Source organism: Thiosulfatimonas sediminis (assembly GCF_011398355.1).
Taxonomy (GTDB): domain Bacteria; phylum Pseudomonadota; class Gammaproteobacteria; order Thiomicrospirales; family Thiomicrospiraceae; genus Thiomicrorhabdus; species Thiomicrorhabdus sediminis_A.
Genome location: NZ_AP021889.1, coordinates 320,392 through 337,851, shown reverse-complemented (window position 1 = coordinate 337,851; position 17,460 = coordinate 320,392). Strand labels below are relative to the sequence as shown.

Here is a 17,460-nt window from a genome sequence, read left to right as displayed (position 1 = left end):
ATTTTCAGTTAAGCACGAGCCCCACCAGTCAAGGTCACTTTCGCGCCTGTCGAGGTGTTTCCTGCTGAACCAGTTATCACACTTTGCGGAACATCCGGCATTGCTTTTGGTCGAAAACCGTGTGCACCTGCAACTGGCGCTGGAGTACGTCCACCACCGTAAGAAGCATTTCGAGAAGTCGCCGAGTGACCTTCGGTACCCGTGATTTTCGAGCCACGATCCCAACCATCACCGGTAATGCGGGAAGCAGGTTCTGGAGTTTCCTCAACAACCGCAACTGGCACAACGGTAGGCATTCCTACCACCGGTGCTAACATCATTTGCTGTGCACTGACCGGCGCAGCGGGAATGTTCGCGTTGATTAATTGCGGAAAATCAGGTTCACCTGGTTGAGAGGCGGCAACTTGACTACCACATACCGCGGCAGTTTGTGCTGCTCCTTGGTATGGCGTTCCCGAAATTAATTCACATGCCCCCTTTTCTGCACCCGTAAGACCATCAGGTCCTGGTTGAGCGCCGGTCAGAGCTTGCTTTCCCGACATTACCGATCCCATAGTACGGTGCTGAATTTCTGCTTTCGCTTGGATTCCACAGCTTGCACTATGTTCTGCCGACATATATGAAGAACCTGTAATTGCTTTACACGTTCCTGCTTCGGCGCCGGTAATACCGGTTGTTTCGCCACTACGATCGCCGCTTACGATTTGACCGCGAGTGGTGCTTGAAACAGTAATTTTTGCTGGCGCTGCTACTGGTTTTGAATCACACAGAGTTTCTGTTTCTTCAGCACCTTGATAGCCTGTACCGGTTACTGCGGAGCAATAGCCACGCTCATCGCCAGTTACATCTTTTAAGCGTCCAACTTGAGTCCCAGTGGTTTTATTACCAGAAGCCGTTTTTGAAGCAACCACTTTTTGCGGCGCTGCTGTTGGCTCGGACGGACGAAGAGTCGTTGACTGCGACTTGTAGCTGTTGCTACCGGTCACTTTCGAACCATTCTCTTTGGCATCCAACTGGCTAGAATCTACACTGAAACCAGTAATTTTTGCTGGCACAGTAGGTTTTGTACCGCAAAATTTTTCAGCTTCATCAGCTGGCAAATATTCTGTACCCGTTAGCGTTGCACAGGATCCGGCACGGTCACCCGTTACGGCCTTAGCATTACCGACAGCTGTCCCGCTAATCGTTTCACCACGAGTGGTTTGCGTACGGGTTACTTTTGGCTTTCCCGCTTCTGGCGTGCTTGCACAATGCGTATTAAACTCTTCAGAACCGAAATATTCCGTCCCGCTAACTGTTTTACATGCACCACGTTCCGCACCAGTCAAGCTACCTTGACCAACTTGCGTTCCAGAAACTGCTTGTCCGTTTAAAGTGGTCGAATGACCCACCTTATCAGGGGCAGAATTATCACGGTTTTTACGACCGCGTTTTGCATTAGCAGATGGCGCTGTACCACACGTTTTTCCACGTACACAGCGTTCGGTACGAACTGTACGGGCAATATCACGACTTGAGGCTTCAGGATTACTCATACGAGCAACTGCACCACTTTGTCCGCTTTTCGTTTTATAAGCAGATTCAACGGTTTTACCTTGAGTACGCGCTTTGCGATAAGCTCGTGACATACCACGACTTGGGTTAGCATTCGCTGCAACAACCGCTTTCACTTCATTACGACGTGTTTCAACACGCGTCGCAGTCTGTGCTTTTGGTGCAACATCAACCTTAGCAACCGGAGCATCAACTGGTTTTGCGACTTCTTGTGACGCAATACGGTTTTGATACGCTTTCGCTTTTGGATGAACGTTGTTACTGCTTTGCTTCTGATAACCACTGTTACCGCGCAATTGTGTTTGACGACGTTTTTGCGCCGCATTACGACCATCGGCTACAACGACAGGCTTACCAGTCACAGCGTTATCCTTTTTAGTTGCCGAAACAGCTAAAAATTGCGTTGTCGTTGCAGACACGCTGGCTTTTTCTGGAACTTGAACAGCGGCTGCTTTCACGCTCTCAGAATTAACACGGTTTTGATAGGCTTTTGCTTTCGGATGCAGGTTATTGCTCGCTTTTTGTGGAGCATATTTATTCGCTCCGCGATTCCCTTTCATCTGAGAAGAACGACGTTGTTTTGCTGCTTCACGACCTTCAGCCACAGCAATCGGCTGGCTAATCACTTGCACACGCTGACGGCTTGAAGCCATTGGTGCTGCAGGTGCAACCGGAGCAGCCTTATGAACACGCTGCTCAGCACGCGATGGAATCGGTGCTGGAGCAGGTGCCTGCTTAGCCGCTTGACGCGGACTAGGCTGGCTGCTTGACGCTGTCGGGGAGGTAGACGCACCACCAAGCTGTGCTTGACGGCGTGCTTGCGCTGCTGCGCGACCACTTTGAGATTGACTCATTTTTTGGCCTCCCTTTTCATTCGTTAGTTAATCAAATAATCCAAACAGCAATTACATGCCACGTGGTTTGTAAACTACGAACTCATGACCTTTACACTGAGTGTAGTTGTCGTAACCAACAACGCGAATCAGGTGGTCTGGGTATTGACGACGACATTCTTCAATCTCCGCCAATACTGCGTTCGGATCACGCATACCAAAGAATGGTAGCTTCCACATATCCCAGTATGTCGATTGGATATTCGCAACAGTATCATGCTCGATTGATGGTGCCCAACCTTGGTTGATTAGGTACACGATCTGGTCGTAGATTTCATCAGCAGTAAGCTCTGGTAGGAAACCAAATGTTTCCATTGTGAACTTAGTGCGGTAATCAGTTGTGTTAAAAGACATCTTTTAAACTCCTTATTAACGGATTTGTTCAAATTCAGGGGATTGGCGACGATTAGGCGTCTAGCTTATCTACTGTGTCGAATTCGAACTTGATTTCTTTCCAAGTCTCTAGGGCTACTGCTAGCTCTGGAGAGTAACGCGCTGCGTCACGTAGGATGTCTGCACCTTCACGCTCTACATCACGACCTTCGTTACGTGCTTTAACACACGCTTCTAGCGCTACACGGTTTGCCGCAGCACCTGCCGCGTTACCGCCTGGGTGACCTTGCGTACCACCACCGAACTGTAGAACTGAGTCATCACCGAAGATGGTTACTAGCGCTGGCATGTGCCATACGTGGATACCACCTGATGCAACTGCGAATACACCTGGCATTGAACCCCAATCTTGGTCGAAGAATACACCGCGTGAACGGTCTTCTGGTACGAATGCTTCACGTAGTTGGTCAACGAAACCTAGCGTTGACGCGCGGTCACCTTCTAGTTTACCTACTACTGTACCTGTGTGAAGTTGGTCACCACCAGATAGACGTAGACATTTCGCTAGTACGCGGAAGTGAATACCGTGACGTGGGTTACGGTCGATTACTGCGTGCATCGCGCGGTGGATGTGTAGCAGGATACCGTTTTTACGACACCATTTTGCTAGACCCGTGTTCGCTGTGAAACCACCAGTGATGAAGTCGTGCATGATGATTGGCTGACCTAGGTCTTTCGCAAATTCAGCACGCTCGTACATGTCTTCTGGGGTTGCTGCCGTTACGTTTAGGTAGTGACCTTTTTTCTCGCCTGTTACTTCTTGCGCTTTGTTTACCGCTTCTGCAACAAACTCGAAACGGTTCTGCCAACGCATGAACGGTTGTGAGTTGATGTTTTCGTCATCTTTCGTGAAGTCTAGACCGCCACGTAGACACTCGTATACCGCACGACCGTAGTTCTTACCTGACAAACCTAGTTTTGGCTTGATGGTACAACCTAGTAGTGGACGGCCGTATTTGTTCATACGATCACGTTCAACTTGGATACCGTTTGGTGGTCCCATACACGTTTTGATGTATGCGATTGGGAAACGGATGTCTTCTAGACGCAGTGAACGTAGTGCTTTAAAGCCGAATACGTTACCTACCAATGAAGTTAGTACGTTTACAACTGAACCTTCTTCAAATAGGTCTAGTGGGTAAGCGATGAATGCGTAGAACGCTTCTTTATCACCTGGTACTTCTTCGATTCGGTATGCACGTCCTTTGTAGAAGTCCATATCCGTTAATAGGTCGGTCCATACTGTGGTCCAAGTACCTGTTGAAGATTCTGCTGCAACCGCTGCTGCAACTTCTTCACGCGGAACACCTTGCTGACCTACGATTTTGAAACAAGCCAATAGGTCTGTGTCTAAAGGTACATAGTCTGGAGTCCAATAAGTCAACTGGTAGTCTTGTACACCAGCATCAAATGTTTGTGCCATAGTTAAATGCTCCCTTTGAGGTTGGAGTTGAATTAAAATTCAGGGTACATAATAGAGACCACTTCCCCCAATAACCAATTGAAAGAAAGAGCACTAAAGATTGAATATTCTCTATAGGTCTCTATAGACGCATTCATTAGCGCACGCTAATGATAACGCTATAGCGTGCTTACCCCATGATTTTATTGGTTTTTTACCGCCCTATTGATTTACTGTTAAAGGTAAAACTGACTAAAGCAATCACTAAAATCACCGCTTAATATTGATTAAAATCAAGCAAATTGGATAAATAAATTCGTTTGTATCCTGAAACAGAGTGCCACAACCATAAGTTATCCACAGAATTTTGGCAATTAAACACCACTTATTTATTTTATTAAGTAGTAAATATTTCTGCGATTTCTTATAGATAGCCGCGTTATTACTTATTTACGCTTTAGCGCAACGCCAAAGTTATGCACAGACAAATTAGAATAAACTGTGCATAACTTGGGGAAAACGCCTGAGTGCCGTACCTTACACGTGAGTAAGATCAATAAAAAACCCGATGAGCACAGGACTGCATCGGGTTTTATTTTCAGCAAATCAAACAGCGTTGATTATTTTACGCGTTGGTCAAGTTCACCAGCAGCGTAACGTGCTTGCATCGTTTCTAGACCAAGAGACTTGATCTTAGAAGCGTGGCCAGCACAACCGAAAGCTTCAAAACGAGCTTTACAGATTTCCATCATTGCATTTTCAGCCGCGTTGTAGAACTTACGTGGGTCGAAATTAGATGGGTTATCGTGTAGGTGCTTACGGATCGCACCAGTAGATGCCATACGTAGGTCAGTATCGATGTTTACTTTACGAACACCGTGCTTGATACCTTCAACGATCGCTTCAACAGGAACACCATAAGTCGCGCCCATGTCACCACCGTAGTTGTTGATGATGTCTAGCCACTCTTCTGGAACAGAAGAAGAACCGTGCATTACGATGTGAGTATCTGGGATACGTGCGTGGATTTTAGCGATTTGGTCAATTTTTAGAACATCGGCAGATGGCTTAGAAGTGAACTTGTAAGCACCGTGAGAAGTACCTACAGCAACTGCTAAACAGTCAACATTCGTATCTTTAACAAACTGAGCCGCTTCTTCAGGGTCAGTCAGAAGCATAGAGTGATCTAGCTCTTCATCAGAACCGTGACCATCTTCTTCACCCATTTTACCAGTCTCAAGTGAACCTAGGCAGCCTAGCTCACCTTCAACAGAAACACCGCCCGCGTGAGCAATTTTAACAACTTCAGCAGTGATACCAGCGTTGTACTCATAAGAAGCCGGGGTTTTCATGTCTGCTTCTAAAGAACCATCCATCATGACCGACGTGAAACCAGATTGGATTGCACGAAGACATACACCAACGTCAGAACCGTGATCTTGGTGCATAACAACTGGAATATGTGGGTACATTTCAACCGCTGCAGCAACCATATGACGTAGCATTGGCTCACCAGCGTATTTACGCGCACCAGCAGAACCTTGAAGGATTACTGGAGAATCACAAGCGTCAGCTGCACGCATGATTGCACGAACTTGTTCCATGTTGTTTACGTTAAACGCAGGCATACCAAAGCTGTGTTCTGCCGCGTAATCCATTAATTCACGAAGTGTAATCATCGCCATCTGCGAGACTCCTCTATTGGTTTCAAAAAATATATTTAAAAAAGTTTCAATATTCTAGCAGGCTTTAAATTAGCCGCCAAATATAAAAATTGCTGAACAAATCACCCAGCGTCCGGTCAAGATAATTAATCTACCTTAACAATTTCCATCATGTTAGTACCGCCTAACTGGCCACGTAGCTCGCCACGCGTAAATAACACCATGTCACCGGAACTCACTAAACCGTGATATTTCAAATGCTCAAGAGTTTGTTTCTTGATTTCGTTATTATCTAACTCATCGTAACGCACTGATGATGGATAAACACCGCGATACAACGTCACTTTACGACGCGTTGCAATGTGTGGCGTCAAAGCAATAATCGGCTTACCTGATGAAATACGCGACATCAATAAAGCGGTATTGCCCGATTCGGTCAAGGCTGCGATACACTTAATATCAAAATGGTTGGCTGCATACATTGCCGCCATCGCAATCGTTTCATCAACTGCAGTGAAAGACTCATCAATACGGTGCGTAGATTCGCGTGCTGAACGTTGTTTTTCCGCTTCACGACAGATACGTCCCATCGTCTCGATAACCAAACTAGGAGAACGACCCGTTGCCGTTTCACCTGAAAGCATTACCGCATCAGTACCATCCATAACCGCATTGGCAACGTCAAATACTTCCGCACGAGTCGGAATAGCATTCTCAATCATCGTTTCCATCATCTGTGTCGCTGTAATGGTGACACGGTTTAGCTGACGAGAACGCTTGATCATTTTCTTCTGTAGCGCAGGCAGTTGAGCATCACCCACTTCAACCCCTAAATCACCACGCGCAATCATGATAACGTCAGACGCCAAGATAATCCCGTCAAGGGTTGCATCATCGGCCACCGCCTCCGCACGCTCAACTTTGGATACAATTGAACAGTTCAATCCGGCTTTTTGCGCCAATGAACGACAATACTCAACATCTTCTGCAGAACGTGGGAAAGACAGCGCCAAATAATCGGCTTCCATTTGCGCTGCAGTAATAATGTCTTCTTTGTCTTTATCGGTTAATGCCGCTGCTGAAAGACCACCACCAGCAAGGTTAATTCCCTTGTTATTCGACAAAGAACCACCAACCAAAACAGTGGTATTAACACGCTCGCCTTCGACATTATCAACCTGGAAAACCAAGCGACCATCGTCTAGCAACAATTTGTCGCCCGTCTTAACATCGTAAGGTAGGTTTTTATAGGTCAGGCCAACTTCGTGCTGATTACCGTTGTTTTTACCAACGTTATTATCCAGTGCAAACTTATCACCTTCGTTCAGGAAAATTTTATCTTCTGCAAAACGAGCAATACGGATTTTAGGACCTTGCAAGTCCACCAGAACCCCAACTTCACGATCGTATTTTACGGCTAAATCACGAACTCGTTGCGCACGCGCAATATGCTCTTCTGGATTACCGTGTGACATATTAATACGCACCACATCCAGACCCGCTTCAATCATTTTCTCTAACTCGCCTTCGCGGTCAGTTGCTGGTCCAAGTGTTGCTACAATCTTTGTTCTTCGCAAACCATTTACTGCCATTTGAATAGATTCCTTTTCTATTTAAGGCCTGGTAACAGTCAAATAAAGATGTCTCGCGAAATATGCTTACTGCCGCCGATCCACAGCCAGTATTGGCTGGGGGCTTTTGTAAATATACTTGACGAGCCACCCTTCATCTATTGCCAAGCTAGGTTTATAAAAATAAATGAGGAGAATAAAACTGGGCCGTAGAAAACGACCCAGTTAGCTAAAAATTATTTAGCTGCTGCTTCTTCAAGCATTGCTACTGCAGGTAGTTTTTTACCTTCCAAGAACTCAAGGAAAGCACCACCACCGGTAGAAATATAAGAAACTTTATCAGCGATATTATACTTATCGATCGCCGCTAGGGTATCACCGCCACCTGCGATAGAGAAAGCTGAAGACTCAGCAATCGCCATAGAAACCGCTTTCGTCCCTTCACCGAACTGATCAAACTCAAAAACACCTACTGGGCCGTTCCAAACAACTGTGCCTGCGTTTTTGATGATTTCTGCTAGTTCAGCTGCAGAATCAGGACCGATATCAAAAATCATATCGTCTTCAGCGGTATCTGCTGCTGCTTTGGTTTCTGCCGCAGCAGATTCTGAAAACTCTTTACCAGTCACAACGTCAGACGCTAAAGGAATCGCTGCACCACGTGCTTCCATGATTTCGTTCAGTTTGTTACAAGTCGGGATTAGGTCTGCTTCATATAGAGACTTACCAACTGGGTGACCTGCAGCCGCGATGAACGTGTTTGCAATACCACCACCAACAACTAGCTGATCAACTTTCTCAGATAGAGATTCAAGAACAGTTAGTTTAGTCGAAACTTTAGAACCACCAACGATTGCAACTAATGGACGCGCTGGGTTGTTTAGTGCTTTACCTAGCGCATCAAGTTCTGCTGCTAGAAGAGGACCTGCACACGCTACTGGAGCAAAAGCACCCGCACCGTGAGTAGAAGCTTGCGCACGGTGTGCCGTACCGAAAGCATCCATTACATAGATGTCACATAGTGCTGCATATTTTTTAGATAGGTCTTCAGCGTTTTTCTTTTCACCAACGTTGAAACGAACGTTTTCAAGAAGAACCACTTCACCATCTGCAACGTCAACACCGTCAAGGTAGTCTTTAACTAGACGTACTTCTTTACCTAGTTTTGCAGAAAGATCTGCTGCTACTGGCGCCAGAGAAGCCGCTTCATCATATTCACCTTCGGTTGGACGACCTAGGTGAGACATAAGCATTACTTTTGCACCAGCGTCAGCTGCCATTTTAATGGTTGGCAAAGAAGCACGAATACGCGCATCAGAAGTAACCTTACCATCTTTAACTGGAACGTTTAGGTCTTCACGAATCAGAACGCGCTTACCAGCTAAATCTAGATCAGACATCTTAATTACAGACATGTTGAGTCCTCTTTATCAAAGTTAAAACCACTGGAGCCAGCGGTGATTGGATTAATATAAAAATTAAATTTGCTTTTCAATTCTCAGGTTAAGCAACCGAAAAACTGACAAGCAAATTTAATTTGAGAATTAGAAACTAGGTTCCTAACCCTCAAATTATAGTGTTCGTTCAGTCCAACTACGACTGATTCATTTGGTTGTTGAGGCAGTTCTAGGCGTGCCGAAGGAGTTTACTGTAGTAAACGACTGGCAGCCACAACAACGAAATGCCTCACAAACAAAATGAATCAGATTAGTTAGAACCTACGTGACGAACCACACGCATCATGTTACAGGTATAACCGTATTCATTGTCATACCATGCGACGACTTTAACGAAAGTTGAATCAAGTGCAATACCTGCTTTAGCGTCAAAGATAGATGGGTGAGAATCACCACGGAAGTCAGTTGAAACGTTGGCTTCTTCGGTATAACCAAGAACACCCGCCATTTCGCCTTCAGAAGCCGCTTTCATTGCTGCACAGATATCAGCGTAAGTTGCTTCTTTGTTTAGCTCAACCGTTAGGTCAACAACAGAAACGTCAGAAGTCGGTACACGGAATGCCATACCAGTCAATTTACCGTTAAGCTCTGGAAGAACCACACCGACCGCTTTAGCCGCACCAGTTGAAGATGGGATGATATTCTCAAGAATACCACGACCACCGCGCCAATCTTTCATAGAAGGACCGTCAACGGTTTTTTGCGTTGCCGTTGCAGCGTGAACCGTTGTCATAAGACCACGTTTGATACCGAAGTTATCATTCAGAACTTTAGCAACAGGCGCTAAACCGTTAGTGGTACAAGATGCCGCAGAAACGATTGCTTCACCTTTATATTCATTGTGGTTAACACCGTAAACGAACATTGGAGTGTGATCTTTAGAAGGTGCAGACTGCACAACTTTCTTAGCACCCGCTTCGATGTGCGCTTGGCAAGACTCTTCCGTCAAGAAGAAACCGGTACATTCGATAACCAAATCCGCACCCACTTCATCCCACTTAAGGTCAGCTGGATTACGCTCTGCAGTGATACGAATCGTTTTACCGTTAACAATTAGGTTACCGCCAGATACCTCAACAGTCCCGTCAAAACGACCGTGAACTGAATCATACTTAAGCATATATGCTAGGTATTCAGGATCAAGAAGATCGTTAATCGCTACAACTTCGATGTCTTGAAAGTCTTTAGCAGCTGCGCGGAAAGCCATACGACCGATACGGCCAAAACCATTGATACCAACTTTAATTGTCATTATCGTTTTCTCCAAAATTACACGGCAAGGCTTATTCCTACCGTTTCAAAAATAAAACTTTTTTATCTTTAGTCTTTAAGGCTGTAGCGGTGTTACTTCAATCGTTCAGATCAATCACATCGTTATCGATGCTCATGAACTTCACTCAATCGCAGCCCAGCTACAACGCTAAACACGCTGGATATTCAAGTAGTCGAACATTCAACTAACTTTAAATTCTTCACAATCTTTTAGCTCGAAATTGAGCAGCGTGATTATGTCTAATTCGCTGCTAGAGTTAGCGACTTCTTGGCGGGTCGCAGGAGTGCATTGAAATACACGACTGCTAAACCGTTCACCGAAATCGCCTTTCTAGCAAATAAATTACTTGCCTAGAACTTTGTTACAAGTTGCTACGACGTTCTCAACAGTGAAACCGAACTCTTTAAACAGTTCTTCTGCCGGCGCAGACTCACCGAAGGTCGTCATACCAACAACATCACCGTCTAGACCAACGTACTTGTACCAGCAATCTTTAATACCTGCTTCAACCGCAACGCGTTTAACACCAGGAATCAGTACAGAATCTTTGTACGCTTGATCTTGTGCATCATACGCATCAGTACAAGGCATAGAAACCACACGAACATTTGCATCCATTGCTGCAGCAGCGTCAACGGCCAAACCAACTTCAGAACCGGTTGCAATAATAATTAGATCCGGCGTACCTGCACAATCTTTCAGTACATAACCACCCTTCTCGATGTTGGCAACTTGCTCAGCGGTACGCGGCATTGGTGTTAGCGCTTGACGCGAGAATACCAAAGCGGTTGGAGCGTTTGAACGCATCATAGCCACTTTCCAAGAAACCGCAGATTCAACCGCATCACAACCACGCCAAGTTTGGAAGTTAGGGATAACACGCATGGTTGCTAGTTGTTCAACTGGCTGGTGTGTAGGACCATCTTCACCCAGACCGATAGAGTCGTGCGTGTAAACATAGATCGTACCGATTTTCATCAATGCAGACATACGTAGAGCGTTACGCATGAACTCCATAAACATGAAGAAAGTTCCACCAAACACTTTGAAACCACCGTGAAGAACCATACCGTTCATCATGTGCGCCATACCGAATTCACGAACACCCCAAGACAGGTAGTTACCATTCGCGTTTTCTTTATTAACCTTAACCATCTTCGACCAGTTAGTTAGGTTAGAACCGGTCAAGTCAGCAGAACCACCGAACATTTCTGGCAGAATTTCACCCAGTTTTTCGATTGCTTTCTGTGATGCTTGACGCGAAGCCAACTTAGGCATATCTGCTTGAGTCTTAGCAATAAACGCATCCATTTCAACTTCGAAGTTCGCAGGTAGTTCACCAGACATACGACGTTCAAACTCAGCTGCTTCAGCTGGGTAAGCCGCTTTATATGCAGCAAATTTTTCGTTCCAAGCCGCTTCATCTTTCGCGCCTTGTTCTTTGTGATCCCAACCAGCGTAGATATCTTTTGGAATTTCAAATGGACCTGCTGTCCAACCTAGTTGCTCACGTGCCAAAGCGATTTCTTCGTCACCCAAAGGTGCGCCGTGACAAGAGTAAGTACCTGCTTTGTTTGGTGAACCAAAACCGATAACCGTCTTAGTACAAATAAGCGTTGGCTTGTCAGTGACTTTTTTCGCTTCTTCAATGGCCGCATTGATTGCGTCTGCATCGTGACCATCAACATTTGGAATAACGTGCCAATCATAAGAAACAAAACGTCCAGGAACCCCTTTTTCCATCCAGTCGCCAATCGGACCGTCGATAGAGATATCGTTGTCATCCCAGAAAGCGATTAGCTTACCAAGACCTAGTGTACCGGCCATTGCACACGCTTCGTGTGAAAGACCTTCCATCAAACAACCGTCACCCATGAACACATAAGTGTGGTGGTCAACGATGTCATGTCCAGGCTTGTTGAACTGTGCTGCCAACGTACGTTCAGCAATCGCCATACCTACGGCGTTGGTGATACCTTGACCTAAAGGACCAGTGGTGGTCTCGATACCATCCGCATAACCATACTCTGGGTGACCCGCTGTTTTCGCGTGAAGCTGACGGAACTGCTTGATATCGTCCATGCTTAGGTCAAAACCAGAAAGGTGAAGTAGAGAATAGATAAGCATAGAGCCGTGACCGTTAGAAAGAACGAAACGGTCGCGATCCGCCCAATTCGCATTGGTCGGGTTGAATTTCATGTGGCTATTCCACAATACTTCAGCGATGTCCGCCATACCCATTGGTGCACCTGGGTGACCAGAGTTGGCTTTTTGAACCGCGTCCATACTTAATGCGCGGATAGCGTTAGCTAGATCTCTACGAGTTGCCATAGATTTTCCTCAATTTTTAAACAAAAATTCGGTTACTGTGAAGCCGCCTTACTCACGGTTTATCGAAGAACTTCAGAACCTTAAGGCTCTCCACAGGGTAAATTTGGACGCATATTCTCTCTCAAATTGCGTTTTGCATCAAGTTTTCTTATCTTGGACACAATATTTTTTAAAATCGCTTTTGCAATAAATTCCATTAAAAATCAGTAACTAGCGGTAAATTTTACTGAAACACACAACCTATTGCGTTCGGTCATTGCCCAACCAAGGCAGATTAACATTTACATTTACACCCACTCGATTCACAAAATCGCCATTTATTTTGCCCTAGACGTAACGAACAAAGATGACCGCTCGATGACAAACGCAACAAAAAACCCCGAACATTTCGGGGTTAGGCTAAGCACTCAACTAAGGACTAGGCGGATGCATCTGATGATGCCTCCCCTGAACTTTCAGCAAAAACTGCTCATACAGTGAAAGCATTGACGGAATCACCAGTAAAATCAGCAAGGTAGAAAACATCAAACCGAAAGCAATCGCAGTCGCCATTGGAATCAAAAACTGCGCCTGCAGCGATGTTTCAAACAGCAGAGGCGTCAAACCGGCGATGGTAGTCAAGGAGGTCAACAGAACCGCACGCACTCGCTGTACCGCTGCTTCCTCCAAAGCCTCCTGCACCGACAAACCGGCTTCGCGTAACTGCTTATAGAAACTCACCAAAATAATCGAGTCATTGACCACAATTCCGGATAAACCGAAAAAACCGAACATCGACAGAATCGTCATATCAATGCCCATCCACCAATGCCCCATGACTGCACCCACCAATCCAAACGGAATCGCCATCATCACCACCAGTGGCCAACCGTAAGAGCCGAACACCCAAGCCAGAACAATATAAATTAACGACAGGCCAATCAATAGACCCACTTTCATATCCCCCATGGTTTCCGCCTGTCGAGCATTCTGGCCTTCTAACGAATAATTAATTCCAAACTTAGACTGCAATTCTGGCAAGGTGGTGCTCTCCAAAGTCTGCAGAATGCGATTGGCATTATTCACCGTTTTATCGACTTCGCCCACGACCGTCACCGCCAACTGGCCGTTAACGTGGCGCATAATATCGAAGCCGCGCTGCGTCTGCCAAGAAGCGACAACATTAAGCGGCACACGCTCACCGGACGGCGCAACAACTTGCATCGAATTTAAACTTGCCAAGGTGGCTTGTTGCGCTCGAGGATACTGTAACCGCACTTCAACCTCATCTTCCGCATCAGTAAAAATCTGTACCAGACGACCCGAAAACGCATCCGACAATTGACGACCAAGCGATGAATAAGTAAAGCCAAGCGCCTCACCTTGCGGCGTCAATTGATAAATTAACTGATCGCGCCCAAACGGCAAATCATCGCGAATCGCGCTGACGCCTTGAATTTGCGTTAAAACCTCTTGCAACTCAATCGACGCTTCTTTTAACTTTTTCGGCTCAGCACCGGTTAAGCGAATATCAATATCGCTGCCCGGCGGCCCCATGCGCGGTGCCTCAATGGTCAAAACATCCAAACCAGGAACCGTACCGACTTTCTCTTGCCAAACGCGAATAAATTCAGCATTACGAGTCTGACGTTGATCCGGCTCGACGAGTTCGATATTAATCCCCGAAAAATTTGGCCCGGTCTGACGACTGGTTTTGTTGTAATGCACTACCGCAACTTTCAAAATCCCTGGCTCAAGCGCTTGCTCAGTTTCCAATAGCGCCTGATACAATCGCCCCACATAACCAGCCGAAACAGCCGCCGGCGTGCCAGCAACAAAGCGCGCATCAGCATTTAATTTGGTTGACTCGGGCGATGGGAAAAAGACAAAACCAAGCCGCCCACCCGCCAAAAGCGCAATAACAAAAATCATCATCGCCAAAGCCGAGCTAATGGTAATAGCACGATGCGCCAAGCACCAACGCACCACAGAACGAAATTGATGATGCCGAAAATGATTAATCGCAGAATCGAGTCTAAAGCGCACCGAACCCTCTTTAGCAGGTTCTACTTTATGCAAAGCATGACGTAAATGTCCCGGTAGGATAGTGAAACTTTCCAATAAAGACGCGAAGATAACCGCAATAATCACCAGAGGAATCGCAAACAGAATATTCCCCATCTCGCCACCGATCATCATCAGCGGCAAAAATGCCCCTACTGTCGTCAAAGAGGATGCCGTCACCGGCCCCAGCATTCGATGCGCGCCCCCTTCGGCCGCTTCAAGCGCCGGTTCACCGCGTTCGTGATGCGCCAGTGCATCTTCACCAACCACGATGGCATCATCGACGATAATCCCTAACGCCATAATCAAACCGAACAAGCTGACCATGTTGATTGAGCCACCGGCCAAATAGAGAATCATCAAGGTCGCCATAAAGGAAACCGGAATCCCGACCGCAACCCAAAAAGCGACCCGCCCGTGCATAAAGATATACAGAATCAACACCACCAGAATCAATCCGCTGATACCGTTATTAACCAATAACATAATTCGTTGATTCACCAATGACCAAGTTTCGTCATATACCTTAAATTGAACACCCTGAGGCAGTTGCGGTTCGGTTTGCGCCAACCAATTCTGCATAATCCGCGAAGACTTCAAGGTATCGCCGCTTTCGGCACGTTGTAACTGCATCTCAATAGCAGGATAGCCGTCAACCATAATGTAAGGCGCATTTTTCTGCGGACGGCGCTCAATCGCAGCAATGTCCCCTAAAGTGACATTTTCGCTGACTGAATTGACAATCGGCGTTTGTGCAAAAGCAATTTCGTCCCGTTTTTGCTGTAAAGCGCGCAACTCGCGCACCGAATCATCATCGCCCACCGTGCCCGCCGGATAATCGCGACTCATTGCAGATAATTGATTGCCAATCATCTCTAAAGACAATTGATGCTGTTCCAGCTTCTGCTGTGAAACCTCCACCGCCATCTCTTCGGTTGGCAGGCCGGTAAAATTGATTTTATCAATCCCCAAATCCAGCAGTTCACGCTCAAACTGACGCACCAATGGACGCAACTCATCCAAAGAGCCATTTTGATTCAACACCAATAAGCGCGCTACCGGCTCATAACGCACAACTCGCTCCACCACCGGCACCTGAATATCCTGTGGTAAATTACGTAACTCTTTAACTCGCTGACTGACTTGATCAACCGCCTCAATCATGTCGGTGCCTTGCTCAAACTTCAAGGTCACCGTCGACAAACCCTGTGCCGATGTCGACGTCATCTCATCCAGATTATCAATATTGCGCAACACCCGCTCAATCGGGTCGGTGACACTCTTTTCGACATCCTCGGCGTTCGCCCCCGGCCAAACCACGCGTACCGAGGCATAATCCAACTCGAAATTAGGAAAAAACTGCACATTCAACTTCATCAATGCAACAATTCCAGCCAGAATCATCACCAACATTAATAAATTCGGCGCAACCTTATGACGCGCAAACAGACCGATAATCCCGCGGGATTTAAACGGCCTTTCCGGTATCGCAAAATCGCTATCTAAAGCGTCTGGATGCGGATGAGAGGAATTCTTGTCAGCCATTACTGTACCTCTGCCACTTTCAGACCGTTAATCGCATTGGGCAGATGGGTCACCAGCACCGTCATTCCATCGCGCAATTCGGGTGCGCGAATCAACGCTTGCAATTTACCGTCCTGCAAAACTTCACCCTGCAGGCTAATCTGCATCGACTGCAATCGGCCATCAACAATCTGATAAATACGGTCATTACCATACAACGCACTGTAAGGTACCGCTGCAACTTGTGTCTGCGCTTGGCTTTGTAAATAAACCTCCAACAACTCGCCCGGACGCTTAGCATGCAATTGCGGCGGCAAAGCAAAATAGGCATCCACACCACTGGTTTCTGCCTGACCAGCCAAACGAGTCATCGGCAAAACCAGCCTATCTTGTTCGACATTGCCCACGAACGCCTGCAGCGGTTGCCCCTGCGTAAAAGCCTGTTGCGCTTGCGCAAGAGCACTGGCGGGCAACTTCGCTTTCAATTCCATGCTATCAAAACCGTAAAATGAGACCAGCACCGCACCAACATTCACACGATCCCCCTCACTCACATTCACTGCGGCCACTCGACCGGCAAACGGCGCTCTAACCACAGCACGCTGCTGATTTAGCTGAGCTTGCTGCAACGTGGTTTGCGCCTTGGCCAAACGCGCTTGTAATTGCGTTAATTGCGCTCCACTCTGCTGCACTGCAAGCTGCGCACCCACAACCACATATTCTTGGCGCACCAAGGCCTCTTTAGCTGTGTCAACGGAGGACTGTGAAGCAAGGTTTTTTTTCAACAGCGTTTTAGCTCGTTGCAAGGCTTCTTGCTTTAAATCCAGCACTTTATTTTCATGAATCAAACGCTGATTATTCGCTTCAATGGTCAATTTTTGTAGCGTCAACTGCGCTTGTGTATCCGCCACATCGGCTTTGGCTTGCGCCATTAAAATCGCGACATCTTGTGCCGATAAAGCAACCAATACTTGCCCTGCGACAATTTCATCACCGGGTAACACCTTAACCTGCTCAACCACCGCAGCAATCGGAGCCGCTGCTTTTACCAGCGCATTCGACTCAATTTGACCAAACAACGTCTGCACCGCTGTTCGGCTTTGCAATTGCAACACTTGCGACTCAACCGACCAAACCTTCTCTTTGACTTCCACAGGCGGCTGCACAGGTTTGGAGTTTTTCATATAGATAAAAGCGGCAATCGCTAAACCGATAATCAATAGCGGCAACAGTCGTTTTATTAGCTTTTTAATCATGCAATACCTAACCTTTTCTGAACTCCAATCACGGAGTTTTACGGAATCTCGTTTTGCGGTCATTCTAACGCCACTGTCTCAAAATCTGTTGATAATTGC

General features: G+C 46.5%; 10 protein-coding genes. All 10 read right to left on the bottom strand.

The annotated features are described in order from the left end of the window. Window positions 1-8 precede the first annotated feature (8 nt). Window positions 9-2,408: an alpha-carboxysome scaffolding protein CsoS2 gene (csoS2, locus tag HRR27_RS01475; protein WP_173269810.1), complete on the bottom strand. Its 2,400-nt coding sequence runs from the start codon at window positions 2,406-2,408 to the stop codon at window positions 9-11. Window positions 2,409-2,459: 51 nt separating this feature from the next. Beyond that, the gene (locus HRR27_RS01470) at window positions 2,460-2,801 is read right to left on the bottom strand and encodes a ribulose bisphosphate carboxylase small subunit (protein ID WP_173269806.1); all 342 of its coding nucleotides are present in this window, start codon (window positions 2,799-2,801) and stop codon (window positions 2,460-2,462) included. A 52-nt stretch (window positions 2,802-2,853) separates the two neighbouring features. After that, window positions 2,854-4,263 (bottom strand): form I ribulose bisphosphate carboxylase large subunit, encoded by a 1,410-nt coding sequence (locus HRR27_RS01465; RefSeq protein WP_173269803.1) that lies wholly within the window; start codon window positions 4,261-4,263, stop codon window positions 2,854-2,856. A gap of 599 nt (window positions 4,264-4,862) precedes the next feature. Next, the gene (fba, locus tag HRR27_RS01460; RefSeq protein WP_173269800.1) at window positions 4,863-5,927 is read right to left on the bottom strand and encodes a class II fructose-bisphosphate aldolase; all 1,065 of its coding nucleotides are present in this window, start codon (window positions 5,925-5,927) and stop codon (window positions 4,863-4,865) included. 125 nt (window positions 5,928-6,052) lie between these two features. Further along, window positions 6,053-7,498 (bottom strand): pyruvate kinase, encoded by a 1,446-nt coding sequence (pyk, locus tag HRR27_RS01455; protein ID WP_197905422.1) that lies wholly within the window; start codon window positions 7,496-7,498, stop codon window positions 6,053-6,055. Window positions 7,499-7,713: 215 nt separating this feature from the next. Continuing rightward, entirely contained in the window at window positions 7,714-8,892 is a 1,179-nt protein-coding gene (locus HRR27_RS01450) for a phosphoglycerate kinase (protein ID WP_173269797.1), read from the bottom strand. Window positions 8,893-9,184: 292 nt separating this feature from the next. Beyond that, entirely contained in the window at window positions 9,185-10,186 is a 1,002-nt protein-coding gene (gene gap / locus HRR27_RS01445) for a type I glyceraldehyde-3-phosphate dehydrogenase (RefSeq protein ID WP_173269794.1), read from the bottom strand. 363 nt (window positions 10,187-10,549) lie between these two features. Then, on the bottom strand, window positions 10,550-12,538 hold the full coding sequence (gene tkt, locus HRR27_RS01440; protein ID WP_173269791.1) for a transketolase: 1,989 nt from the start codon (window positions 12,536-12,538) through the stop codon (window positions 10,550-10,552). Window positions 12,539-12,949: 411 nt separating this feature from the next. Then, window positions 12,950-16,126, bottom strand: a complete 3,177-nt coding sequence (locus tag HRR27_RS01435) for an efflux RND transporter permease subunit (RefSeq protein ID WP_173269788.1) — start codon at window positions 16,124-16,126, stop codon at window positions 12,950-12,952. Continuing rightward, window positions 16,126-17,361 carry an HlyD family secretion protein gene (locus HRR27_RS01430; RefSeq protein ID WP_173269785.1) on the bottom strand — a complete coding sequence of 412 codons (1,236 nt, stop codon included), beginning with the start codon at window positions 17,359-17,361 and terminating at the stop codon, window positions 16,126-16,128. Before HRR27_RS01430 ends, HRR27_RS01435 begins: the two co-directional genes overlap by 1 nt. Window positions 17,362-17,460 lie beyond the last annotated feature (99 nt).

Bases quoted from the DNA above. Each gene is read 5' to 3' on its own strand.
- HRR27_RS01465 (WP_173269803.1), bottom strand. From the start codon at position 4,263: ATGGCACAAACATTTGATGCTGGTGTACAAGACTACCAGTTGACTTAT.
- gap (WP_173269794.1), bottom strand. From the start codon at position 10,186: ATGACAATTAAAGTTGGTATCAATGGTTTTGGCCGTATCGGTCGTATG.
- tkt (WP_173269791.1), bottom strand. From the start codon at position 12,538: ATGGCAACTCGTAGAGATCTAGCTAACGCTATCCGCGCATTAAGTATG.
- pyk (WP_197905422.1), bottom strand. From the start codon at position 7,498: ATGGCAGTAAATGGTTTGCGAAGAACAAAGATTGTAGCAACACTTGGA.
- fba (WP_173269800.1), bottom strand. From the start codon at position 5,927: ATGGCGATGATTACACTTCGTGAATTAATGGATTACGCGGCAGAACAC.
- HRR27_RS01450 (WP_173269797.1), bottom strand. From the start codon at position 8,892: ATGTCTGTAATTAAGATGTCTGATCTAGATTTAGCTGGTAAGCGCGTT.
- csoS2 (WP_173269810.1), bottom strand. From the start codon at position 2,408: ATGAGTCAATCTCAAAGTGGTCGCGCAGCAGCGCAAGCACGCCGTCAA.
- HRR27_RS01430 (WP_173269785.1), bottom strand. From the start codon at position 17,361: ATGATTAAAAAGCTAATAAAACGACTGTTGCCGCTATTGATTATCGGT.
- HRR27_RS01470 (WP_173269806.1), bottom strand. From the start codon at position 2,801: ATGTCTTTTAACACAACTGATTACCGCACTAAGTTCACAATGGAAACA.
- HRR27_RS01435 (WP_173269788.1), bottom strand. From the start codon at position 16,126: ATGGCTGACAAGAATTCCTCTCATCCGCATCCAGACGCTTTAGATAGC.